Genomic DNA, 19,949 nt, shown 5'->3' with positions numbered 1-19,949 from the left:
ATGGAGGGGTTGGACATGAAGCTGGTGACCGCGGTCATCAAGCCGTACCAGCTGGACGCGGTGAAGGAAGCCCTGCACGCCCTCGGCGTGGCCGGGCTGACCGTCAGCGAGGTCCAGGGCTACGGCCGGCAGAAGGGGCACACCGAGGTCTACCGGGGTGCCGAGTACACGGTCGAGTTCCTGCCCAAGATCCGGGTCGAGGTGCTCACCGACGAGATGGACGTCGACAAGATCGTGGACGCGATCGTCGGCGCCGCCCGGACCGGCAAGATCGGCGACGGCAAGGTCTGGGTGACCGGCGTCGAGGAGGTCGTCCGGGTGCGTACCGGCGAGCGCGGGCTCGACGCCCTCTGACGACGGGACCCACCGACGTGACCTCGTTGACCACGGAGACCGGCCCCACCGGGGGCGGCCCGCCCGTGGTCAACGAGGTCGCCGGCGTACCCGCAGGCATCGGCGCGGCGGCCCGGTCCGCCCGCGCCGACGCGCTCGACACCTGGCTGCGCCGGATCTTCCCGGAGCGGCCCGGCGTCGCGCTGGTCGCGGTGGGCGGGCTGGGCCGCCGCCAGTGCGCCCCCTACGGCGACCTCGACCTGGTGCTGCTGCACGCCGGGGTGCCCGGCATCGACGAGCTGGCCGCCTCGCTCTGGTATCCGGTCTGGGACGCCGGGCTGCGGCTGGACCACTCGGTGCGCACGGTCGCCGAGGCGCTGTCGGTGGCCCAGGACGACGTCAAGGTCGCCCTCGGCCTGCTCGACGCCCGACACGTGGCCGGCGACCCGGCGCTGACCGACCAGCTCGCCCGCACCGCCACCGACCACTGGCGGCGCACCGCGATCCGACACCTGCCCGGCCTGCGGGAGATCACCACGGCCCGCTGGGAGGCCCACGGCGAGCTGGCGTTCCTGCTGGAGGGCGACCTCAAGGAGGCCGCCGGCGGGCTGCGCGACGTCGGCATCCTGCGGGCCATCGCCACCGCCGGCGTCACCGACGCGCTCCGCCCGGCCGTGCACGCCGCGCACCGGCGACTGCTGGACACCCGCGACGCCCTGCACCACCAGGTCGGCCGCCGGGTCGACCGCCTGGTCGCCCAGGAACGGGACGGCGTGGCGAAGCTCCTCGGCGTCGACGAGGGCGACGCGCTGCTGCGGCTGGTCGCCGGCGACGCGCGGACCGTCAGCCACGCGCTCGACGACGCCTGGCGGGCCGCCGACCGGCTCCGGTCCGGCCGGCACCGGGCCGCGCCCGGCCGACCGCTGCGCCGCCCGGTCGCCCGCGACGTGGTGGAGCAGGACGGCGAGCTGGTGCTGGCCCGCACCGCGATCGGCGCCCGCCCCGACCCGAGCCTGTCGCTGCGGGTCGCCGCCGCGGCGGCCACCACCCGGCTGCCCATCGCCCGGGCCACCTGCGAGTGGCTGGCGGCGTACTGCCCGCCGCTGCCCGCGCCCTGGCCGCCGGCCGCCCGGGCCGCGCTGATCACCCTGCTCGGCGCCGGTCCCGGCCTGGTGCCCACCTGGGAGACCTGCGACCGGTACGGGCTGGTCGACGGTTGGCTGCCCGAGTGGACCCGGCTGCGCAGCCTGCCCCAGCACAACCCGGTGCACCGGTTCACCCTGGACCGGCACCTGGTGCAGGCCGCGTACGAGGCGAGCCGGCACACCCGCGACGTGGAGCGCCCCGATCTGCTGCTGCTCGGCGCGTTCCTGCACGACATCGGCAAGGGACTGCCCGGAGACCACTCGACCGTCGGGGCGCCGCTCGCGGAGGCGGTGGCCACCCGGATCGGGCTGCCCGCGCCCGAGGCGGCGCTGATCGGCACCCTGGTCCGGCTGCACCTGCTGCTGCCCGACGTGGCCACCCGACGGGACCTGTCCGACCCGAAGACAGTCGCCGGGGTCGCCGAGCGGGTCGGCGACACCACCACCCTGGAGTTGCTGCACGCGCTGGTGCGGGCGGACGCCGCCGCCACCGGCCCGGCCGCCTGGTCCGGCTGGAAGGGCCGGCTGATCGCGGAGCTGGTCGCCCGGGTGCGGACCACCCTGGACACCGGGGTGGTGCCGGCCCCGCCGGCCCCCGACCCGGCGCTGCTGGCGGGGCCGCTGCCGGTCGTACACCTGGGGGAGGACCGGGTGTCGGTGGCCGCGGCCGACCGGCGGGGGCTGCTCGCCACGGTGGCCGGATGCCTGGCCCTGCACCGGCTGGAGGTGATCTCGGCGGACGCCGCCACGGTCGACGACCGCGCGCTGGTCGAGTGCCGGGTGCAGCCGCGCTACGGGCTGGCCCCCGACCCGATCGCGCTCAGCGCCGACCTGCGCCGCGCGGTCACCGGCGACGTCTCGGTCACCCAACGGCTACGCGGCCGGGCCCTGGCGGCGCGGAGCCGGGGGGCGGCGCCCCGGGTCGTCTGGCACCGGGAGGCGGCCACCGACGCGGTGCTGCTGGAGCTGCGCGCCGCCGACGCGGCCGGGCTGCTCTACCGGGTCGCCTGCGCGCTGGACGAGGCCGGGGCCCAGGTGCGCGCCGCCCGGATCTCCACCCTGGGCGGCGACGTGGTGGACGTGTTCTATCTGGTCGGCGGCTGGCCACCGGACGAGGAACGGGCCCGCGTCGAGGCCGCGGTGCTGGCCGCCGTCTGAGCGGCTACGTCCGCTGACGTACGCGGGGATCGGCCCGGTGGCCGACGCGTCGCGCCCGGGCGGGGGACACTCTGGTCAGCATGCACCTGGCACCGGACCGTGACGCGTGGCGCAGGCTCGTCGCCGACGGGCTCGTCGCGGCGGTCCTGTTGGCGATCGGGCTGGTCGGGACCGCGGCGGCCGGCGCGGTCCAGGGCGTCGATCCCGGCCCGGCCGCGTACCCGCTGGTCGTGGTGGCGGCGGTCGCGGTGGCGGGCCGCCGTCGTTGGCCGCTCACGACGTTGGCCGTGGTCACCGCCGTGACCACGGCGTATCTGGTGCTCGGGTACCCGTACGGCCCGGTCCTGCTGTCGTTGTTCGTCGCGGTCTACACGGTGGCCGCGCACCGCGCGACCCGGACCGCGGCGGTGGCCGGCGGGGCCGCGTTGCTGGCGCTGCTCGCCGACGCGCTGGTCGGCGCCCACCGGGCCGGCCCGCTCGGGGTGATGCCCGCCGCCGCCTGGGTGGTGGTGCCGTTCGCGGTCGGGGTCACCGTGCGGTTGAGCCGGGAGGCCACCGCGCGCGCCCGGGGCGACGAGGCCCGCCGGCTGGCCGACGCGGAGCGGCTGCGGGTGGCCCGCGAGGTGCACGACGTGGTGGGCCACGGGCTCGCCGCGATCCACCTCCAGGCCGAGATCGCGCTGCACCTGCTGGGCCGCAGGCCGGAACAGGCCGAGGCGGCGCTCACCGCGATCAGCCGGACCAGCAAGGAGGCGCTGGACGAGCTGCGGGTCACGCTCACCGTGGTCCGGCGCGAGGAGAGCGCCGACCCGCGCGCGCCGGCGCCGGGGCTGGGTCAGCTACCGCAGCTGCGCGATCGGCTGGCCGGCGCCGGGGTGCCGGTCACCGTCGAGGTGAGCGGGACGCCGCGCCCGCTGTCGGTGGCGGTGGACCTGGCCGCGTACCGGGTGGTGCAGGAGGCGCTGACGAACGTCCTGCGGCACGCGGGCCCGGCCACCGCCGCAGTCCGCGTCGGGTACGCCTCGGACGAGGTCACCGTGGAGGTCACCGACACCGGCCGGGGCGGAACGACTCCGCCCGAGCGGTCGGGCGGCTTCGGCCTGGCCGGGATGCGCGAGCGGGTCACCGCGCTGGGCGGTACCTTCAGCGCCGGGCCGGCCCCGCCCGGTGGCTTCCGGGTGCACGCCAGGCTGCCGCTCCGGGAGGTCGCATGATCCGCGTACTGCTCGCCGACGACCAGGACCTGGTCCGGATCGGCCTGCGGGCCCTGGTGGAGAGCGAGGACGACCTGTCCGTGGTCGGCGAGGCCGCCGACGGGCTCGCCGCCGTGGAGGCGGCCCGTCGGGAACGCCCCGACGTGGTGCTGATGGACGTGCGGATGCCCGGCGTCGACGGCATCGAGGCCACCCGCCGGATCGTCGGCGACCCGGCCCTGGCCGGCACCCGGGTGATCGTGCTGACCACGTTCGAGTTGGACGAGTACGTCTTCGACGCGCTCCGGCACGGCGCCAGCGGCTTCCTCACCAAGGACACCCGCCCGGTCGACCTGCTGCGGGCGATCCGCCTGGTCGCCGAGGGGGAGGCGCTGCTGTCCCCGTCGGTGACCCGCCGGGTGGTCCGAGAGTTCGCCACCCGCCCGGCCCGGGTGCCGCGCCCGCACCCCCGGCTCGGGTCGCTCACCGACCGGGAACGGGAGGTGGTGGCCCTGGTCGGCGAGGGGTTGAGCAACGCCGAGATCGCCGACCGGTTGGTGGTCAGCCCGGCGACGGCGCGGACCCACGTCAGCCGGGCCATGGTCAAGCTCGGCGCCCGTGACCGGGCCCAGTTGGTGGTCTTCGCGTACCAGTCGGGCCTGGTCGTCTCCTGACCCGGCCCTGCGGCCCTGCGGTCCTGCGGCCCTGCGGCCCTGCGGCCGAAGGCCGCCGGCGGTGGGCGGATCTCGTCGTCACCCTGCTGGGCGCGGGGCGGGTGTGGGGTTCCCGGTGCCTTTGGAGCTGATAGCAGGAACGACTCAGTAGCGGGGCGACGGCGAGTGGGCGTGAGTCGTTCCCGCTATCAGCTCGACAGGGTGTTGGGGTTGTCGTGCCCCGGGCGGGTGCTCCTCGGGCGCTGTGGTCGACGGCTGTCGGCGGGGTCCGGACGGGGTCGGCGGTTGGCAGGTCCCGTCGTGCCCGCCCGCTTCGGCGGTGGGCGGATCTCGTCGTCGTCACTTTGTTGAGTGCGGTGCGGGTGTGGGGTTCTCGGTGCCTTTGGAGCTGATAGCAGGAACGACTCAGTGGCGGGGTGACGGCGAGTGGACGTGAGTTGTTGGTGTTATCAGCTCGACAGGGTGTGCGGGGGCTTATCGTCCGTCGGCGCGGGGCGCGGGGCGCGGGGCGCGGGGCGCGGGGCGCGGGGCGCGGGGCGCGGGGCGCGGGGCGCGGGGCGCGGGGCGCGGGGCGCGGGGCGGCCGGGTCGGAGCGGGGGTGCGGGCGGCGGGCTACCCTAACGGTGGGCTGGACAGCCGGCCCGGCCGCTGTGCCCGCCGAAAACGACAAACGGGATGTTCGCGTGTTTGACACCTTGAGTGACCGCCTGTCCGGGATCTTCACCAAGCTCCGCGGCAAGGGTCGGCTCACCGACGCCGACATCGACGCCACCGCGCGCGAGATCCGGATGGCGCTGCTGGAGGCCGACGTCGCCCTGCCGGTGGTCAAGGGCTTCATCGCGAACGTCAAGGAGCGGGCCCGCGGGGCCGAGGTCTCCCAGGCGCTCAACCCGGCCCAGCAGATCGTCAAGATCGTCAACGAAGAGCTGATCAACATCCTCGGTGGCGAGGGCCGGCGGCTGCAGTTCGCCAAGAACCCGCCGACCGTGATCATGCTGGCCGGCCTCCAGGGTTCCGGCAAGACCACTCTCGCCGGCAAGCTGGCCCGCTGGCTCAAGGCCCAGGGGCACCAGCCGTTGCTGGTCGCCGCCGACCTCCAGCGCCCGAACGCCGTCGGGCAGCTCCAGGTGCTCGGTGGCCGGGCCGGCGTCGAGGTGTACGCCCCGGCGCCCGGCAACGGCGTCGGCGACCCGGTGCAGGTGGCCCGCGACTCGATCGAGCACGCCCGCCGGGCCGCCCGCGACATCGTCATCGTGGACACCGCCGGCCGGCTCGGCATCGACGCCGAGATGATGCAGCAGGCCGCGGACATCCGGGACGCGGTCCAGCCCGACGAGGTCGTCTTCGTCATCGACGCCATGGTCGGTCAGGACGCGGTCCGCACCGCCGAGGCGTTCCGCGACGGCGTCGGCATCACCGGCGTGGTGCTCTCCAAGCTCGACGGTGACGCCCGCGGTGGCGCCGCGCTCTCCGTCCGGGAGGTCACCGGCCAGCCGATCCTCTTCGCCTCCACCGGCGAGAAGCTGGAGGACTTCGACGTCTTCCACCCCGACCGGATGGCCAGCCGGATCCTCGGCATGGGCGACGTCCTCACTCTGATCGAGCAGGCCGAGGCGGCCTTCGACTCCGATCAGAAGGAGAAGATGACCGCCAAGCTGATGGGTGGGGAGACCTTCACGCTGGAGGACTTCCTCGATCAGCTCATCGCGGTCCGGCGGATGGGTCCGATCGCCAACGTGCTGGCCATGATGCCCGGCATGGGGCAGATGAAGGACCAGATCGCCGAGCTGGACGACAAGCACTTCGACCGGGTCACCGCGATCATCCGGTCGATGACCCCGACCGAGCGCACCAACCCGAAGATCATCAACGGTTCCCGGCGCGCCCGCATCGCCAGCGGCTCCGGCGTCACCGTGATGGACGTCAACCAGCTGCTCAACCGCTTCGCCGACGCGCAGAAGATGATGAAGCAGATGGGCGGCATGATGGGCCTGCCCGGCGGCGGCCGGCGCAAGGCGACCAAGTCGCCGAAGAACAAGCGCAAGGGCACCAAGGGCGGCGGTCGGCCGCGTACCGGCGCCGGTGTGCCGGGCGGTTTCCCGGGCGGCATGCCGCAGCTGCCGCCGGGCCTGGACCCGGGCGACCTGGCCGGTGGGCAGGGCCTGCCGCCCGGCTTCAAGCTGCCGAAGATCGACTTCAACAAGCTCGGCAAGGGCGGCGACAACGGCCCGCGCTGACGTGTGTCGGTGACGGTGGGCGACGTCATCCTTTCCTAGGGTGATGTCGCCCCCCTGGAAGGAGATGTCAATGACCGCGGCCCCGATCCTGCCGGAGCGGCCCGAGTGGACGGTCGACGACCTGGGCGACCTGCCCAAGGACCTTCCGTACGAACTGATCAACGGAAGGTTGATCGTGCCGTCGCCCACCGCCATGCACCAGGACCTGTGCGTCCGCCTGCTGCTCGCGCTCGAAGTCAACTGCCCGCCGGAGTTCCTGGCGACCATCGACCTGTCCATGCGGGTCGACCGCCGCAACGAGCCGCGCCCGGACGTGGTGGTGATCCGGCGCAAGCACGCCGGCCGCTCGCCCGTCCCGGTGGAGGACGCGTTGCTCGCCGTGGAGGTCGTCTCGCCGACCTCGCACTTCCGCGACCTGTACGACAAGGCGAAGGTCTACGCGCACTCCGGGGTCCGCTCCTACTGGGTGGTGGACCCGCAGCACGAGCGGATCGCGCTCACCGAATACACGCTCGGCGGCGGCACCCGCGAGTACGAGCAGGTGACCCACACCGAGGACCTGTTCGTCACGGAGCGGCCGTGGAAGGTCTCGGTCGACCTGCCGGCGCTGACCGCGCGGCGCAACGACCTGCTCGCGGCCGAGGAGGGCTGATCGGGTAGGACTGTGCACATGGCTCTGCACGTGCGCGGTGTGTTCCTTCCCGACGACGAGGTCCGGGACGTCTGGCTGGTCGACGACCGGGTCACCTTCGAACCGGTGCCGGGCGCCGAGACGGTGGCCGACGGCGGCTACGTGCTGCCCGGCCTGACCGACGCGCACTGCCACATCGGCATCGCCCGGGGCGGCGCCCCGATCACCTCCCTCGACCAGGCGCGGGAGCTGGCCCGGATCGACCGGGACGCCGGCGTGCTGGCGATCCGCGACGCCGGCTCGCCGTACCCGTATCCCGAGTTGGAGGACGAGCCGGGACTGCCGCGACTGGCCCGCGCCGGTCGGCACGTCGCGCCGCCGAAGCGCTACCTGCGCGACATCGGCGTGGAGGTCGGCGCCGCCGAGGTGGCCGCGACCGTGGCCGCGCAGGCCGCCGCCGGCAACGGCTGGGTCAAGCTGGTCGGCGACTGGATCGACCGGGGGGTGGGCGACCTCGCCCCGGCCTGGGACGCCGACACGATGACCGCGGCGGTCGCCGCCGCGCACGCCGCCGGGGTACGCGCAGCGGTGCACACGTTCTCCGAGTCGGCCGTGGAGATCATGGTGCGGGCCGGGGTGGACTCGGTGGAGCACGGCACCGGGCTGAGCGTCGACCTGATCGACCTGATGGCCCGGCAGGGCACCGCGCTGGTCCCCACCATGATCAACATTCGGACGTTCGGCCACATCGCGGAGCAGGCCCGACCGAAGTTCCCCGGGTACGCCGACCACATGCTCGCCCTGCGCGACCGCTTCCCCGACGTGGTCCGCGCCGCACACGAGGCCGGGGTACCGATCTACGTGGGCACCGACGCGGGCGGCGGCATCGACCACGGGCTGGCGGCCGAGGAGATGCTGCTGCTGCACGAGCAGGCCGGTATGGCGGCCGAGGACGTGCTCGCCGCCGCCTCCTGGCGGGCCCGGGAGTGGCTCGGCTTCCCCGGCCTGGTCGAGGGCGGCCTCGCCGACCTGGTGGTCTATCCCGAGGACCCGCGCCGCGACCTGCGCGTGGTCCGGTCGCCCAGCCGCATCGTGCTGCGCGGCCGGGTGGTCCGCTGACCGCGACGGCTCAGCGTGGCGAGGCGGCGGCGAGGAAGAGGAGCACGGCCAGGTCGGCCAACTTCCCGGCGGTCTCGTCCACCGGCGCCTGGGGCAGCACGATGTGGCTCACAACCAGGCGGACGATGCTGTCGGCCGCGAAGGTCAGCGCCGCCGGGTCGGCGTCGGGCAGGTGGCACCCCGCCCACTCCAGCAGCGCGGTGGTCGACTCGGTGAGGACCAGCTCGGAGCGGGTGGTCAGGTAGGGCAGCAGCTCGTCCGAACCGCCCCGGGCGCTGGTCAGGATCGCCTTGACCAGGGGATTGTCGGCGGCGGAGGCGAGTGTGCGGCGGATCGCGGCGTACGCGGCGGCGTGGACGTCGGCGCCGTGCTCGGCGAGCGCGGCCCGCACCTCACCGACGAACCGGTCCACCTCGCGCCGGGCCAGTGCCTCGGCCAGACCCGCCTTGGTGCCGAACTCGTTGTAGACCGTCTGCCGGCTGACCCCGGCGGCCTCGGCCACCGCGCCCATCCGCACGCCGTCCCAGCCGCAGGCCACGGTCTGGGCCCGGGCGGCGTCGACGATCGCGTCCCGTGCCTCACCCATCGTCGTCGAAGTCTACGGCCGGCGGGCCCGACACGGCGCCCGCCGGCTCCCCGACGCAGCGGCGGCTCGCCCGGCGCATAGGATGTGCGGTCATGGCACGCGTGCTCACTCCCCGTGCGGAGGACTTTCCCCGCTGGTACCAGGACCTGATCGCCAAGGCGAAGCTGGCCGACAACGGACCGGTGCGGGGCACCATGGTCATCCGGCCGGCCGGCTACGCCATCTGGGAGCGGATGCAGGCCGAGATGGACGCCCGGATCAAGGCGGCCGGCGCGGAGAACGCCTACTTCCCGCTCTTCATCCCGGAGAGCTACCTCAAGCGGGAGGCCGAGCACGTCGAGGGCTTCTCGCCGGAGCTGGCCGTGGTCACCCACGGCGGCGGCAAGCAGCTCGCCGAGCCGGTGGTGGTGCGTCCCACCAGCGAGACGGTCATCGGCGAGTTCATGGCCAAGTGGATCGACTCCTACCGGGACCTGCCGCTGCTGCTCAACCAGTGGGCCAACGTGGTCCGCTGGGAGCTGCGCCCGCGGATCTTCCTGCGCACCAGCGAGTTCCTCTGGCAGGAGGGGCACACCGCGCACGCCACCCGGGAGGACGCGCGGGCCTACGCCCGGCGGATCCTGCACGAGGCGTACGAGGACCTGATGGTCAACGTGCTGGGCATCCCGGTGGTGGTCGGCCTGAAGACCGCCCGGGAACGCTTCGCCGGCGCCACCGCCACGTACACGTGCGAGGGCATGATGGGCGACGGCAAGGCGCTCCAGCTCGGCACCAGCCACGAGCTGGGCCAGAACTTCGCCAAGGCGTTCGACATCAGCTACTCCTCGGCCGAGGGCGGCCGGGAGCACGCCTGGACCACCTCCTGGGGCACCTCCACCCGGATGCTCGGCGGCCTGATCATGTGCCACGGCGACGACAACGGGCTGCGGGTGCCGCCGAAGCTGGCGCCGGTCCAGGCGTACGTGATGATCGTCAAGGACGGCGAGGGCGTGAGCGAGGCGGCGGCCAAGCTGCGCGACGCGCTGCGCGACGCCGGGGTCCGGGTCGCGCTGGACGACCGGACCGACACCGCGTTCGGCCGCCGCGCCGTCGACGCCGAGCTGCGCGGCTACCCCGTCCGTGTCGAGGTCGGCCCCCGTGACCTGGCCGCCGGCAACGCGGTGGTGGTCCGGCGCACGGACGGCTCGAAGGCCCCGACGCCGGTGGCCGACGTGGTCGGCGCGGTCCTGGCCGCGCTGGAGGCCGACCAGCGGGCGCTGCACGACCAGGCGCTGGAGTTCCGCCGGTCCCGCACCGTCGAGGTGTCGACGCTGGCCGAGGCGATCGAGGCGTCCGCCACCGGCTGGGCCATGGTGCCGTGGTCGGCGGTCGGCGTGCCCGGTGAGGCCGAGGCGAACGCGCAGGGTGTGACGGTCCGCTGCCTGCTGCGGGCCGACGGCTCGGTGCCCGACTCCGAGGACGAGCCCGACCTGGTCGCCATCCTGGCCCGCGCCTACTGAGATGCAAGGAAGGGCCCCTTGTTAACGCCTCCGGTAGAGCAAGGGGCCCCTCTTAACACGTCAGGGATGGTGAGCGTGCGCTTCGAACCCGGCCGCCTGGTTCTGCACCGCAACGTGCGGCGTGGGCGGATCGGATGGGTCCGCGCGGCGCGTGTGGTCTCCGACGACGAGCGAGGGCTGCTGCTGTGGGTGGCGCGGCAGGCGCCCGTCGCGCACGAGGTGACCGCCGCCGGGCTCGGGATGCGTGCGGTGCCGTTCACCGAGTGGATCACCTCCGGGTACGCCCTGGCGCGCGGTACGTGGAACGGCCCGCCGGTGCTGAAGTTCCTGCCCACCGGCGCCGCCCACTCGGTCTGGTGGTTCCGCGACGCCGGGGACCGGTTCCAGAGCTGGTACGTCAACCTGGAGGAGCCCGGGGTCCGCTGGGACGACGGGGCGGTGGCCGGGGTCGACGTGGTGGACCAGGACCTCGACGTGGTGGTGCGTCCCGACCTGAGCTGGGAGTGGAAGGACGAGGACGAGTTCGCAGAGCGGCTCGCCTTCCCGGAGCACTACTGGGTGGCCGACGAGAAGGCGGTCCGCGCGGAGGGGGAGCGGGTGATCCGCCTGGCCGAGGCGGGGGCGTTCCCGTTCGACGGCACGTGGTGCGACTTCACCCCACCCGCCGAGTGGGACGTACCGGACGAACTGCCGCCCGGATGGGACCGGCCACCGGTCCGCTGAGCACGTGTCGTTCGTCACGGACGACCGCTGGAGGGCGTACGGTCCGGGTCCGGTGCGAGAGATCCGGTACGGATCTGGCAGAATGGTCCGCTGGTATCCGGCGCGCGTCCGGCGCCCTCTAACCCGGGCGCGTCGTCAGTTCACCGAGCAGTCTCCGGCCCAAACCCCACTGTGCCGGTCGGCGCTCACCCGCCACACCGCCCGTACGGGCCGGTGAGATCGCAACAGGAGCGAAACAACTGTGGCCGTAAAGATCCGGCTCCTGCGGATGGGCAAGATCCGCAACCCGCAGTACCGCATCGTCATCGCCGACTCGCGCACCAAGCGTGACGGTCGCGCGATCGAGTTCGTCGGTGTGTACCAGCCGAAGGAAGACCCTTCGGTGATCGAGGTCAAGTCGGAGCGGGTCCAGTACTGGCTGTCGGTCGGCGCTCAGCCGAGCGAGGCCGTGCAGCGCCTGCTGGAGCTGACCGGTGACTGGCAGAAGTTCAAGGGCCTGCCGGCCCCGCCGCCGCTGAAGGTCGCCCCGGAGCGGGCCGACCGCAAGGCGGCGTACGAGGCCGAGGCGAAGGCCGCCGCCGGCGTGGCGGAGACCCCGGCCAAGCCGGCCAAGAAGGCCGCCAAGGCCGAGGAGCCGAAGGCCGCCGAGCCCAAGGCCGAGGAGCAGACCGGTGCAGAGTCCGGCGAGCAGGCCTGACATGGCGCTGCGTCCCGCCCTGGAGCACCTGGTCAAGGGGATCGTCGACCACCCGGACGACGTCCGGGTGCGGATGGTCGATTCCCGTCGGGGCAAGCGGCTCGAGGTCCGCGTGCACCCGGAGGATCTCGGCACGGTGATCGGGCGGTCCGGCCGGACCGCCAAGGCGCTGCGCCAGGTGATCGGCTCCATCGGCGGGCGTGGGGTACGCGTCGACATCGTCGACTCGTACTGATGCTTCTCGTCGTCGGCCGGATCGGCAAACCGCACGGCATCCGCGGAGAGGTCACCGTGGAGGTGCGGACCGATGAGCCCGAAGCACGGTTCGCGCCCGGTTCAGTGCTGCGCACTGAACCGGGCGCGGTTCCGGCCGAGCCCGGCGCCTGGCGGGTGCCGCCGGAGCTGACCGTCGAGTCGGCCCGTTGGCACCAGGGTCGGCTGCTGGTCGTCTTCGAGGGCGTGCTCGGCCGCGACGTGGCCGAGGCGCTGCGTAACACGCTGGTCGGTGTCGACAGCGCCGACGTGGCCCCGCCGGAGGACCCGGAGGAGTTCCACGACCACCAGCTGGTCGGGCTCGCCGTGGTCACCCGGGACGGCGAGCGGCTCGGCGAGGTGGCCCGGATCGACCACGCCCCCGCCTCCGACCTGCTGGTACTGCGGCGGCCCGAAGGGCCGCCCGCGCTCATCCCGTTCGTCAAGGCGATCGTGCCCGAGGTGGACCTCGCCGGCGGTCGCGTCGTCGTCGACCTGCCCAGTGGCCTGCTCGACCTGTAGCTGGAGCCACCGCATGCGCGTCGACATCGTGTCGATCTTCCCGGAGTACTTCGCCCCGCTGGACCTGTCGTTGATCGGCAAGGCCCGCGCGAACGGGCTGCTGCGGCTGGCCGTACACGATCTGCGGACCTGGACCCACGACGTGCACCGCACGGTCGACGACACGCCGTACGGCGGCGGTCCGGGCATGGTCATGCGGCCGGAACCGTGGGGTGAGGCGCTGGACTCGCTGGCCCCCGACGAGCTGAGCCCGGACGGGCACACCCTGCCCCGGCTGCTCGTCCCGTCGCCGGCCGGCGTCCCGTTCACCCAGGCCGTGGCGCACGAGCTGGCCGCCGAGTCGCATCTGCTCTTCGCCTGCGGCCGGTACGAGGGCATCGACCAGCGGGTGCTGGAGCACGCGGCGACCCGGATGCGGGTGACCGAGGTCTCCCTCGGTGACTACGTGCTCTTCGGCGGCGAGGTGGCCGTGCTGGTGATCCTGGAGGCGGTCACCCGGCTGCTGCCCGGGGTGCTCGGCAACGCCGGCTCGCTGGACGAGGAGTCGCACGCCCACGGGCTGCTGGAGGCCCCGCTCTACACCAAGCCGGCGACCTGGCGCGGGCTGGACGTGCCCGAGGTGCTCCGCTCCGGCGACCACGCCCGGATCGCCCGCTGGCGGCGCGACGAGGCGCTGCGGCGGACCGCGACCCGCCGCCCCGACATGATCGACGCGCTGCCCCCGGAGACGCTCGACGAGCGCGACCGGGCGGCGCTGGACCGGGGCGGATTTTCCTCGTCGTCGGGGGATGTGGCAAAGTAGAGGGGTTGCCGCATCCGTCCACGCCGTGGGCGGCTGCGAGGACCTCCGACCGGGACCGGTTCACGCCGGCCGCCACCCGGGGGTCAGAATCACCCGTTCGCGCATCGACTGACGATGCGCCGTGAGCCTCACGAGGACGCAGCGATGAACATCCTGGACGCCCTTGACGCCCAGTCGAAGCGCACCGACCTGCCCGACTTCCGCGCCGGTGACACCGTCAAGGTGCACGCGCGAGTCGTCGAGGGCAACCGGTCCCGGGTCCAGATCTTCCAGGGCGTCGTCATCCGCCGCCAGGGTGACGGTCTGCGCGAGACCTTCTCGGTCCGCAAGGTCAGCTTCGGTGTCGGCGTGGAGCGCACCTACCCGCTCAACGGCCCGGGCATCGACCGGATCGAGGTCGTGACCCGCGGTGACGTGCGGCGCGCCAAGCTCTACTACCTGCGCGAGCTGCGCGGCAAGAAGGCCAAGATCAAGGAGCTGCGGGAGAAGCAGCCGGCGAGCTGAATTCCCGCTCGCCACGCCGCCCGAACTGCGCGGATGTCGTATCGACCGGATCGCATTACCCTGGTCGGTACGGGCGCAGCCGGACGGCGGGAAGCAGTCCACTGCCGCCCGTGGGGTCTCCGAGGAGACTCCCGGGCGGTAGTGTCGTTTCGGCGGACCGGAGAGTGGCATGGTGCAGATGCTGGACGAGGACGGCACCGTCGATCCCTGGCGCCGGCGAGCCCGGCGCGGCCGCCGGCAGATGCCGCTCTGGCAGGAACTGCCGCTGCTGCTCATCGTGGCGTTCTGCCTGGCGGTGCTGATCCGCACGTTCCTGCTCCAGGCCTTCTTCATCCCCTCCGGGTCGATGGAGAACACGCTGCTCATCGGCGACCGGGTGCTGGTCAACAAGGTCGTCTACGACGTCCGTGACCCGGTCCGGGGCGAGGTCGTGGTGTTCCGGGGCACCGACCGCTGGGTCGCCCAGGAGGCGCCCGCGCCGCCGACCAACCTCGCCGGCAAGGTCGGCCGGACGCTCGGTGACCTCGTCGGCGTCAGCCGGCCCGGCGAGAAGGACTTCATCAAGCGCGTCATCGGCGTGCCCGGCGACAAGGTCTGGTGCTGCGACGACGGCCGCGTGGTGGTCAACGGCGTGCCGCTGGACGAGCAGGCCTACGTCTCAGAGGACTCCCCGGTCGAGCTTCCGCCCAATCCCAAGGAGTGCCGCTCCCGGCAGTTCACCGAGGTGGTGGTGCCACCGGGGCAGATCTTCGTGATGGGCGACCACCGGCTGGTGTCGCAGGACGCCCGCTGTCAGGGCCCGGTGCCGATCGACAACGTCGTCGGCCGGGCGTTCATGATCGTCTGGCCGTCCCAGCGCTGGACCTCGTTGCCCGTGCCGAAGACGTTCTCCGACCTGCCCCGTCCGGACGCCGCGCCGGCGCGCCCGGCCCCGGTCGACCCGGATCCGGTGGGTGGGGTCGTCCTGATTCTCCCGGTCGCGGCGGCGCTGACTGTTCTCGCGGGTTCGGGGCGACCGCGCCGTACCGGGGGACGTAGGCTCCTCCCGTGATTGACGAGCAGACCGAGAAGCCGCGCAGCTCCTTCTGGAAGGAACTGCCCATCCTCCTGGGCGTGGCGATCCTGGTCGCAGTGCTGGTTCGTGCCTTCGTGCTGCAGACCTTCTTCATCCCGTCCCCGTCCATGGAGAACACTCTCAAGATCGACGATCGGGTGCTGGTCAACAAGCTGGTCTACGACTTCCGCTCGCCGCACCGGGGCGAGGTGATCGTGTTCAAGGCGCCCACCGAGTGGAGCGGCAACCCCAACGGTGAGGACTTCATCAAGCGCGTGATCGGGGTCGGCGGCGACCACGTGGTCTGCTGCGACCGCACCGGCCCGCAGGAGCGGCTGATCATCAACGGCAAGCCGATCGACGAGCCGTTCATCTTCCCCGGCAACAAGCCGGCCGACCAGGACTTCGACATCACCGTGCCGAAGGGCCGGCTCTGGGTGATGGGCGACCACCGGGAGGCCTCCGGCGACTCGCTGGAGCACTGGCAGCAGTCCGGCGAGGACATCACCGAGGCCACCATCCCGGAGGGCGAGGTCGTCGGCCGGGCCTTCACCATCTTCTGGCCGGTCGGGCGGGCGACCTGGCTCACCGTGCCCGAGCAGTTCGACGGCATCCCCAACCCCTGACCCGCCACGGGTGGGAGGGCGTGGTCGTTCGTCACAGGCGTCTGGCAGGCTGGTCCGGTGACCGTCTACACCCCTCGTCGCGCCGCCCGGGTCCTCCTGGTCGACGCGTCCGACCGGGTGCTGCTCTTCCAGGGCAGTGATCCGGCCCGGCCGGACCACCGCTACTGGTTCACCCCGGGCGGCGGGCTCGATCCCGGCGAGACCCCGGCCGAGGGCGCGGCGCGCGAGTTGGCCGAGGAGACCGGCCTGCGGCTCGCCCCGGCCGAGCTGGGCGCGCCGGTCTGGTCCGAGACGGTCGAGTTCCCGTTCGACGGGGTCTGGTACCGCCAGGAGCAGGAGTTCTTTCTCGCCCGGGTGTCCGGCTGGGAGGTCGACACCGCCGGTTTCGACGCGGTCGAGCGCGCCAGTGTGCACGGGCACCGCTGGTGGACCGTCGGCGAGCTGACCGCGACCGCCGACCGCTACTACCCGCCGGACCTGGCCGACCGCCTCGGCCGGGTGCTGACCGGGAGCGGCCCGTGCTGACCCCGCCGCGCACCGTGGTGCGCCGCGACGGCGGGCTCTACGCGCTGGAGCGGGCGCTGCAACGGCGGGGCTTCCGGCACGTGGCGGGCGCCGACGAGGCGGGCCGGGGCGCCTGCGCGGGTCCGCTGGTGGCCGCCGCCGCGGTGCTGCCCGAGGGGCGGCGTGGCGAGATCGACGAGCTGGCCGACTCGAAGCTGCTCACCCCGGCGGCCCGTGAGCGGGTCTACGACGAGGTGGTGGCGCGCGCTGTGGCGTACGCCGTGGTGGTCATCCCGGCCGAGGAGGTCGACGCCCGCGGTCTGCACGTGTGCAACCTGGCCGCGATGCGCCGGGCCCTGGCCTCGCTCACCACCCGGCCGGAATACGTGTTGACCGACGGCTTCGGCGTCGACGGGCTCGACGTGCCGGGGCTGGCGGTCTGGAAGGGCGACCGGGTGGCCGCCTGCGTCGCGGCGGCGAGCGTGCTGGCCAAGGTCACCCGGGACCGGATCATGGTGGAACTGGACGGGCGGTTCCCCGGCTACGGCTTCGCCGAGCACAAGGGCTACATCACCGCGGAGCACAGCGCCGCGCTGCGCGAGCGGGGGCCGTGCCGGGAACACCGTTTCTCGTACGTGAACGTCGCCGCCGTGTCCGGGCGGGACGGGCGGCCGCCCCGGGCCCGGCGTCCGGCCGCCGGGGGGCCGGACCCGGTGCTTCCCGGCCGGGTGGGTGGACGGCCGGACGAGCCGATGGAGCGCTCCGGCGCGCCAGGGGGTACCGTCGGCGTGGCGTTGGGCGAGCAGCCGCGACCTCCGGCGTCGGTGGGGGAAGATGTGGTCATGGAAGGCGGAGTGCGATGAGCGCGGAAGATCTCGAGAAGTACGAGACCGAGATGGAGCTGCAGCTCTACCGGGAGTACCGCGACATTGTCCGCCAGTTCTCCTACGTGGTGGAGACCGAGCGCCGGTTCTACCTGGCCAACCAGGTTGACCTGCACGTCCGCAACTCGGACGGCGAGGTCTACTTCGAGGTCGAGATGCACGACGCCTGGGTGTGGGACATGTACCGTCCTGCCCGTTTCGTCAAGAACGTCCGAGTAATGACGTTCAAGGACGTCAATGTGGAAGAGCTCGAAAAGCCCGACATCTCGCTTCCCGCAGATTCCGGTTTCGGCAGCTGACCGCGGCGGGCCCGGACGGCCCGCCGCGAGCGCGGATCACTCCGCCGGCACGACCACCTCGACCCGCTGCACCAGGTTGTTCGCGAACCCGCCCCGGTTCCACGGCTGCTCGACCGGCTGGGTCCGCCCCGAGGCGTCCGTGGCCCGGGCGCCCAGCACGTACCGGCCCGGCGTCGCCGTCCAGCGCACCGACCACCGGCGCCACGCCCACTCGCCCCCGGAGGGCGCGTCCAGGTCCGCCGGCGTCCACGTCTGGCCACCGTCGACGGTCACCTCGACCGACGTCACCGGCGCATGCCCCGACCAGGCCCGACCGTCCACCGTGCACGGCCCCGGGCGCAGGACCCGGGTGCGGGACATGAAGTCCGGGAAGCCGGGCGGGCGCACCAGCGCGCGGGGTTCGATCCGGGTCACCGGCACCCCCGGGTCGTCGGCGTCGCGCCGCAGCCGGTAGGCCACCGCGTTCTGATAGCCGTCGAACGGCTCGGTCGTCACCCGGATGTCGCGCAGCCACTTGACGTGCGCCATGCCGTACCAGCCCGGCACGATCAGTCGCACCGGCGCGCCGTGCTGCGGCAGCAGGGGAGCGCCGTTCATCTCGTACGCCAGCAGCACCTCCTCGCGCAGCGCGTCGGCCAGCGGCAGCGCCCGCTGGTAGTCCTGCTCGACGCCACGCTCCACCCCGTGGTCGGCGCCGGTGAACACCACGTCCACCGCGTCGTCCGCCAGGCCGGCCTCGCGCAGCAGCGGGGCCAGCGGGGTGCCCGTCCACTCGGCGTTGCCCACGGCCTCCACCAGCCACGGCTGGCTGACCGGACGGGGGTGCAGCAGCGCCCGGCCGTTGCCCGCGCACTCCAGCGTGACCCGGTGGGTGACCCGGGGGAGCGCCCGCAGTGCCGCCAGGTCGAGCCGCAGCGGCCGCCGTACCGCCCCGGACACGGTGAGCGCGTGCGTGTCCGGGTCGACGTCCGGGATGTCGTAGTGGATGAGCAGGTAGTGCAGGCCGGCCGGGGTCACGTCGTAGCGCAACGCCTCCAGCGGGATGCCGTGATTGCGCGCCGCCAGCTGGAGTTCCTCGGCGCTGATCGCCTCGTCCGGCCCGGCGACCCGGGACGGCCGGCTCACGTCGTCCACTGTGGTCATGACTGCTCCAGCCGGTCGTAGCCGACGAACTCGAACATCCGCGCGCCGGCCGCCAGCGGGCGGGGAGCGCCGGTGAAGCGGTGCGCGCCGACGCCCACGCCGTCGGCCGGGCTGCTCACCGCGACCGGTTCAAAGCCCTCCTCGGCGAACCAGTCGCAGATCGTGGGCACCAGGTCCGGCTCCCGCCGGTGCCGCGTCCACAGCACCGTGCCGCCGGTGGCGCAGAGCGACGCGCAGTGCCGCACGGTCGCCCGGATGTCGTCGTCGCCGATGTTGCCGAAGATGCCGCAGACCAGCACCAGGTCCGCCGGCGCCAGGTCGGCGTAGCGGTCGGTCACCGCCGCGTCCCCGGTGACCACCTCCACGCCGGTCAGCCCCGCGTCGGCGGCGGCCCGGCGGGCCAGCTCGGTGTTGCGCGGGTCCAGCTCGACCAGGCGGGCGGTCACATCCCCGCCCCGGGGGTGGGTGGCGAGCACGGGGATCAGGTCGCGTCCCTGGCCGGCGCAGAGGCTGACCGCGCGCAGCGGACCGGGCGGCGCCGCGTCCAACGCCTCGGTGACCCGGCGGCGCACCTCGACGAGTCGTCTCGACAGCGCCGAGTCGGGCTGGTCGTAGTCGCGGTGCCAGGCGTACCAGTCCTTCGTCACGCGGTCAGCATAGGCGGCCCGGCGCTAACAGATCCGCCCCGAGATCGGGCGGCCGTCCACAACCCCGGCGTTGTCCACAGCGGCGACCACGCCGAGGTGACGACGGCCGCGCGGGGCGGGCAGAGTGCGCGGTGTGTGGACCTCGACCGGTCGCGTCGGCGCGGCCCTGCTGCTGACGCTGATCCTCACCCCGACCGTGCCGACGGGTGCGCCAGGGGCCGTGCCGGCGGGCTCGGAACCGGTGGCGGCGGGAGGCCGGACCGGCGCCCGCGCCGCCGGGCCGTTCGGGTGGCCGCTGGCCGGCCGGGCCCTGGTGGTCCGCCGGTTCGATCCGCCGCCGCAGCCGTGGCGGGCCGGGCACCGCGGCGTGGACCTGGCCGGGGACCCGGGCGCCGAGGTACGCGCGGCCGGCCCCGGGACGGTCCTGTTCGCCGGTCCGGTCGCCGGCCGACCGGTGGTCACCGTCGGGCACCGCGACGGGCTGCGCACCACCTACGAGCCGGTCCGGTCCCGCCTCGCCGCCGGCGCCGCCGTCGACGCCGGCACGCCGATCGGTGAGCTGCGCGGCGGCCACCCGGGCTGCCCCGTCACGGCCTGCCTGCACTGGGGGCTGCGCCGGGGTGCCGACTACCTGGACCCGCTCGCGCTGCTCGGCTTCGGTCGCGCCCGGCTGCTCCCGCTCGACCCGACCCCGCCCGGCCCGTGAGCGGGCCGCCC

The 19,949-nt window shown here is 73.7% G+C and carries 23 protein-coding genes; 20 read left to right on the top strand and 3 right to left on the bottom strand.

Features of this window, described 5'->3' with window-relative positions:
- The first annotated feature begins 15 nt into the window (after positions 1-15).
- From GA0070622_RS26365 to GA0070622_RS26330, 7 genes are all read left to right on the top strand, one after another.
- The gene (locus GA0070622_RS26365) at positions 16-354 is read left to right on the top strand and encodes a P-II family nitrogen regulator (protein ID WP_013284578.1); all 339 of its coding nucleotides are present in this window, start codon (positions 16-18) and stop codon (positions 352-354) included.
- 26 nt (positions 355-380) lie between these two features.
- On the top strand, positions 381-2,636 hold the full coding sequence (locus GA0070622_RS26360; RefSeq protein ID WP_425412782.1) for a [protein-PII] uridylyltransferase: 2,256 nt from the start codon (positions 381-383) through the stop codon (positions 2,634-2,636).
- 80 nt (positions 2,637-2,716) lie between these two features.
- Complete coding sequence (locus GA0070622_RS26355) at positions 2,717-3,850, top strand: sensor histidine kinase (RefSeq protein WP_091580323.1); 1,134 nt, start codon at positions 2,717-2,719, stop codon at positions 3,848-3,850.
- A complete protein-coding gene (locus tag GA0070622_RS26350; protein WP_091580320.1) occupies positions 3,847-4,503 on the top strand; it encodes a response regulator transcription factor in 657 nt (218 codons plus the stop codon). The genes GA0070622_RS26355 and GA0070622_RS26350 overlap by 4 nt, the downstream gene beginning before the upstream one ends.
- A gap of 683 nt (positions 4,504-5,186) precedes the next feature.
- Positions 5,187-6,740, top strand: a complete 1,554-nt coding sequence (gene ffh / locus GA0070622_RS26340; protein ID WP_091580312.1) for a signal recognition particle protein — start codon at positions 5,187-5,189, stop codon at positions 6,738-6,740.
- 70 nt (positions 6,741-6,810) lie between these two features.
- Entirely contained in the window at positions 6,811-7,392 is a 582-nt protein-coding gene (locus GA0070622_RS26335; protein ID WP_091580308.1) for a Uma2 family endonuclease, read from the top strand.
- 18 nt (positions 7,393-7,410) lie between these two features.
- Complete coding sequence (locus GA0070622_RS26330; protein WP_091580303.1) at positions 7,411-8,490, top strand: amidohydrolase family protein; 1,080 nt, start codon at positions 7,411-7,413, stop codon at positions 8,488-8,490.
- A 10-nt stretch (positions 8,491-8,500) separates the two neighbouring features.
- Here GA0070622_RS26330 and GA0070622_RS26325 read toward each other — a convergent pair whose 3' ends face one another.
- On the bottom strand, positions 8,501-9,076 hold the full coding sequence (locus GA0070622_RS26325) for a TetR/AcrR family transcriptional regulator (RefSeq protein ID WP_091580300.1): 576 nt from the start codon (positions 9,074-9,076) through the stop codon (positions 8,501-8,503).
- Positions 9,077-9,168: 92 nt separating this feature from the next.
- On the opposite strand from GA0070622_RS26325, the gene proS reads away from it, so the two are divergent.
- The 12 genes from proS to GA0070622_RS26265 all read left to right on the top strand — a co-directional run bounded on the left by proS (position 9,169) and on the right by GA0070622_RS26265 (position 17,442).
- Positions 9,169-10,575, top strand: a complete 1,407-nt coding sequence (gene proS, locus GA0070622_RS26320; RefSeq protein ID WP_091580296.1) for a proline--tRNA ligase — start codon at positions 9,169-9,171, stop codon at positions 10,573-10,575.
- A gap of 75 nt (positions 10,576-10,650) precedes the next feature.
- Complete coding sequence (locus tag GA0070622_RS26315) at positions 10,651-11,298, top strand: ribonuclease FAU-1 family protein (RefSeq protein ID WP_091584034.1); 648 nt, start codon at positions 10,651-10,653, stop codon at positions 11,296-11,298.
- Between the two features lie 241 nt (positions 11,299-11,539).
- Positions 11,540-11,995 carry a 30S ribosomal protein S16 gene (gene rpsP / locus GA0070622_RS26310; protein ID WP_091580292.1) on the top strand — a complete coding sequence of 152 codons (456 nt, stop codon included), beginning with the start codon at positions 11,540-11,542 and terminating at the stop codon, positions 11,993-11,995.
- A complete protein-coding gene (locus GA0070622_RS26305; RefSeq protein WP_172967834.1) occupies positions 11,970-12,230 on the top strand; it encodes an RNA-binding protein in 261 nt (86 codons plus the stop codon). The genes rpsP and GA0070622_RS26305 overlap by 26 nt, the downstream gene beginning before the upstream one ends.
- Positions 12,230-12,769, top strand: coding sequence for a ribosome maturation factor RimM (gene rimM, locus GA0070622_RS26300; RefSeq protein WP_091580288.1), 540 nt, complete (start codon positions 12,230-12,232; stop codon positions 12,767-12,769). The genes GA0070622_RS26305 and rimM overlap by 1 nt, the downstream gene beginning before the upstream one ends.
- 13 nt (positions 12,770-12,782) lie before the next feature.
- Entirely contained in the window at positions 12,783-13,571 is a 789-nt protein-coding gene (gene trmD, locus GA0070622_RS26295) for a tRNA (guanosine(37)-N1)-methyltransferase TrmD (RefSeq protein WP_091580285.1), read from the top strand.
- Positions 13,572-13,715: 144 nt separating this feature from the next.
- Positions 13,716-14,075, top strand: a complete 360-nt coding sequence (gene rplS, locus GA0070622_RS26290) for a 50S ribosomal protein L19 (protein ID WP_018786333.1) — start codon at positions 13,716-13,718, stop codon at positions 14,073-14,075.
- 169 nt (positions 14,076-14,244) lie between these two features.
- Positions 14,245-15,126, top strand: a complete 882-nt coding sequence (gene lepB, locus GA0070622_RS26285; protein ID WP_091580281.1) for a signal peptidase I — start codon at positions 14,245-14,247, stop codon at positions 15,124-15,126.
- A complete protein-coding gene (gene lepB, locus GA0070622_RS26280) occupies positions 15,123-15,755 on the top strand; it encodes a signal peptidase I (protein WP_091580276.1) in 633 nt (210 codons plus the stop codon). The genes lepB (GA0070622_RS26285) and lepB (GA0070622_RS26280) overlap by 4 nt, the downstream gene beginning before the upstream one ends.
- Positions 15,756-15,812: 57 nt before the next feature.
- A complete protein-coding gene (locus tag GA0070622_RS26275; RefSeq protein WP_091580271.1) occupies positions 15,813-16,280 on the top strand; it encodes an NUDIX hydrolase in 468 nt (155 codons plus the stop codon).
- Positions 16,274-17,122, top strand: a complete 849-nt coding sequence (locus GA0070622_RS26270; RefSeq protein ID WP_091580267.1) for a ribonuclease HII — start codon at positions 16,274-16,276, stop codon at positions 17,120-17,122. Before GA0070622_RS26275 ends, GA0070622_RS26270 begins: the two co-directional genes overlap by 7 nt.
- Entirely contained in the window at positions 17,119-17,442 is a 324-nt protein-coding gene (locus GA0070622_RS26265) for a DUF2469 domain-containing protein (RefSeq protein ID WP_011905215.1), read from the top strand. Before GA0070622_RS26270 ends, GA0070622_RS26265 begins: the two co-directional genes overlap by 4 nt.
- A 36-nt stretch (positions 17,443-17,478) precedes the next feature.
- Here the strand turns inward: GA0070622_RS26265 and GA0070622_RS26260 are convergent, their stop codons facing one another.
- Together GA0070622_RS26260 and GA0070622_RS26255 are read right to left on the bottom strand one after the other, a co-directional pair.
- On the bottom strand, positions 17,479-18,585 hold the full coding sequence (locus tag GA0070622_RS26260; protein ID WP_091580263.1) for a sulfite oxidase: 1,107 nt from the start codon (positions 18,583-18,585) through the stop codon (positions 17,479-17,481).
- Positions 18,582-19,232 carry a class I SAM-dependent methyltransferase gene (locus GA0070622_RS26255; protein WP_091580258.1) on the bottom strand — a complete coding sequence of 217 codons (651 nt, stop codon included), beginning with the start codon at positions 19,230-19,232 and terminating at the stop codon, positions 18,582-18,584. Before GA0070622_RS26255 ends, GA0070622_RS26260 begins: the two co-directional genes overlap by 4 nt.
- 133 nt (positions 19,233-19,365) lie before the next feature.
- Here GA0070622_RS26255 and GA0070622_RS26250 point away from each other — a divergent pair, with 133 nt between their 5' ends.
- Complete coding sequence (locus GA0070622_RS26250) at positions 19,366-19,938, top strand: murein hydrolase activator EnvC family protein (RefSeq protein WP_245666831.1); 573 nt, start codon at positions 19,366-19,368, stop codon at positions 19,936-19,938.
- Positions 19,939-19,949: the final 11 nt, after the last annotated feature.

This window comes from Micromonospora sediminicola (genome assembly GCF_900089585.1).
GTDB classification, from domain to species: domain Bacteria; phylum Actinomycetota; class Actinomycetes; order Mycobacteriales; family Micromonosporaceae; genus Micromonospora; species Micromonospora sediminicola.
This window is presented reverse-complemented; position numbering and strand designations above follow the sequence as displayed.

Bases quoted from the DNA above. Each gene is read 5' to 3' on its own strand.
- GA0070622_RS26260 (WP_091580263.1), bottom strand. From the start codon at position 18,585: ATGACCACAGTGGACGACGTGAGCCGGCCGTCCCGGGTCGCCGGGCCG.
- GA0070622_RS26355 (WP_091580323.1), top strand. From the start codon at position 2,717: ATGCACCTGGCACCGGACCGTGACGCGTGGCGCAGGCTCGTCGCCGAC.
- rimM (WP_091580288.1), top strand. From the start codon at position 12,230: ATGCTTCTCGTCGTCGGCCGGATCGGCAAACCGCACGGCATCCGCGGA.
- GA0070622_RS26325 (WP_091580300.1), bottom strand. From the start codon at position 9,076: ATGGGTGAGGCACGGGACGCGATCGTCGACGCCGCCCGGGCCCAGACC.
- proS (WP_091580296.1), top strand. From the start codon at position 9,169: ATGGCACGCGTGCTCACTCCCCGTGCGGAGGACTTTCCCCGCTGGTAC.
- GA0070622_RS26265 (WP_011905215.1), top strand. From the start codon at position 17,119: ATGAGCGCGGAAGATCTCGAGAAGTACGAGACCGAGATGGAGCTGCAG.
- lepB (WP_091580281.1), top strand. From the start codon at position 14,245: ATGGTGCAGATGCTGGACGAGGACGGCACCGTCGATCCCTGGCGCCGG.
- GA0070622_RS26335 (WP_091580308.1), top strand. From the start codon at position 6,811: ATGACCGCGGCCCCGATCCTGCCGGAGCGGCCCGAGTGGACGGTCGAC.
- GA0070622_RS26330 (WP_091580303.1), top strand. From the start codon at position 7,411: ATGGCTCTGCACGTGCGCGGTGTGTTCCTTCCCGACGACGAGGTCCGG.
- trmD (WP_091580285.1), top strand. From the start codon at position 12,783: ATGCGCGTCGACATCGTGTCGATCTTCCCGGAGTACTTCGCCCCGCTG.
- GA0070622_RS26365 (WP_013284578.1), top strand. From the start codon at position 16: ATGAAGCTGGTGACCGCGGTCATCAAGCCGTACCAGCTGGACGCGGTG.
- rplS (WP_018786333.1), top strand. From the start codon at position 13,716: ATGAACATCCTGGACGCCCTTGACGCCCAGTCGAAGCGCACCGACCTG.
- GA0070622_RS26350 (WP_091580320.1), top strand. From the start codon at position 3,847: ATGATCCGCGTACTGCTCGCCGACGACCAGGACCTGGTCCGGATCGGC.